The sequence below is a fragment of the Mesorhizobium sp. P2_D6 genome (genome assembly GCF_056404315.1).
The window spans coordinates 1-577 of record NZ_JBFUEG010000090.1; the positions used below are offsets into that span (position 1 = coordinate 1).

Sequence of the window (577 nt, forward strand, 5' to 3'; positions counted from 1 at the left end):
GCCAGTTCCAGAAGGCTCGCGACCTGGCCGCATGGCTGGGGCTGGTCCCTCGAGAATACTCGACCGGAGGCAAGCAGAAGCTACTCGGTATCAGCAAGCGCGGGAACCGCTACGTTCGCAAGCTGCTCGTTCATGGCGCGCGATCATGCTTCCGTCACCTGGATCGAACCCGGGATCGCCTGGGAAGCTGGCTTGACGGGTTGCAGAGCCGTATGCACCCGAACAAAGCTGTTGTCGCACTTGCCGCCAAGATGGCGCGCATTGTCTGGGTTGTCCTGACCAAGCCGGGAGCGCTCTACGAACGCAGGGACCCTGCTTTCGCCTGACGCTCCGGCTCGATTGCAAGGCTCGGGAATAGTGATGACGAAACAGTGGATCAGCATGCCGTAAGCCCTGTGCAAAAAAGCGGGCTTCGTGCCCGAACCATTTATTGGGAACGGCGTGCGCGGATCTCATCATGGCCTGGCTGCAACAGCAGCTCACTCGCGAGAGGCCGGATACATTTATGCAACTGGAATCGTCATCGGCGATGTCGCGAACCCTTGCACGGACGGGGCGGACCATACATTTTTTGAAA

1 protein-coding gene is annotated in these 577 nt (G+C 59.4%); it reads left to right on the forward strand.

Features of this window, described 5'->3' with window-relative positions; genetic code table 11:
- A partial coding sequence (locus AC1D1L_RS33750; RefSeq protein ID WP_477345859.1) for a transposase occupies nt 1-326 on the forward strand: 326 nt, incomplete at its 5' end.
- Nucleotides 327-577 lie beyond the last annotated feature (251 nt).